Source organism: Nonomuraea aridisoli, from assembly GCF_003236395.1.
GTDB classification, from domain to species: Bacteria; Actinomycetota; Actinomycetes; order Streptosporangiales; family Streptosporangiaceae; genus Nonomuraea; species Nonomuraea aridisoli.
Genome location: NZ_POUD01000586.1, coordinates 1 through 1,063, shown reverse-complemented (window position 1 = coordinate 1,063; position 1,063 = coordinate 1). Strand labels below are relative to the sequence as shown.

Below are 1,063 nucleotides of genomic sequence, written 5' to 3'. Positions count from 1 at the left end.
GCCCCGGCCTCGTCCTCCCGCACGACGCTGTCTCCTCGTACGTCGCACCGGAGAGCGGGGGCGGCACCACCGGCGTGTTGCTCCGGTACGGCGCCGTCGGTTTCCACGTCGTGTCGGAGAGCCGGGGCGATGCCAGCGGTCTCTTCCTCCTGCGGGCCACGGCCGGGCTCGCGGTCGAGAGGCGTGGTCGTGCCACCCACCCCTCTCACACCCCGAGGTGCGCGGGCCGCTCCACGAGGGATGGTCGCGTTCGGCGGCGGGTTCGAACGGTCGGGGGTGTGGGGTTCGACGGCTGGCTCGGTGATGCGGCGGAGGCAGGCCGCCGACCACATGTAGGTGAGGGCGTCCAGGAGGATGGCGAGAGGGGCGCCTGCTGCGTGGACCAGGAGGCCGGCGATGCCGCGGCCGGCGATGTCCATCCCGGCGCCGGTGCTCACCAGGAGCGAGTTGGCCGACGTCAGCCGGGTACGGCCGACCAGGCCGGGCACCAGGCTCAGCGAGGCCACGTCGAACAGCAGCGACCCCGCCCCGACGAGCACCGCCACCACGTACAGCTGACCCATGGACAGCCACCCGCCCCACCACGCCAGCGGGACCGACAGCAGCACCGCCGCCCGCGCCACGTCCATGGCGATCATCACCGGCAGCCGCCGCACCCGGTCCACCCAGACACCGGCGGGCAGGCCGACGACCAGCACCGTGAGCGTCCCGAGGGCCGCCAGCAGCCCCACCTCACCGGCCCCCGCCCCGAGGACGGTCACCGCGAGCAGAGGCAGCGCGACGTACGTGATCTGGGACCCGAACTGACTCACCGCCGCCGCGACGAACAGGTTCCGGAAGGCGCGAAGCCGAAGAAGCGGTCTTTCCACCGCAGTTGCCGACATGTCAGCCACGATGCTGAAATTTCGCCATCCATCGGTATTGATTAAGCCACCCCGGAATCCACGTGACCCTGGCCCTGACGTTCACCGCCCACGACATCGCCAACACCCGCTTCGCGATCTCCCCGCTCGGCGAGGTCGTGGCAAGCGCCCGCGTCGTGAAGAACCCCTCCGCCCACCCC

General features: G+C 71.6%; 1 protein-coding gene. It reads right to left on the bottom strand.

Annotated elements, in window-relative coordinates; all coding sequences use genetic code 11:
- The coding region (locus C1J01_RS48245) for an MFS transporter (protein WP_235855169.1) at positions 1–812 on the bottom strand (812 nt) is incomplete at its 3' end.
- Positions 813–1,063: the final 251 nt, after the last annotated feature.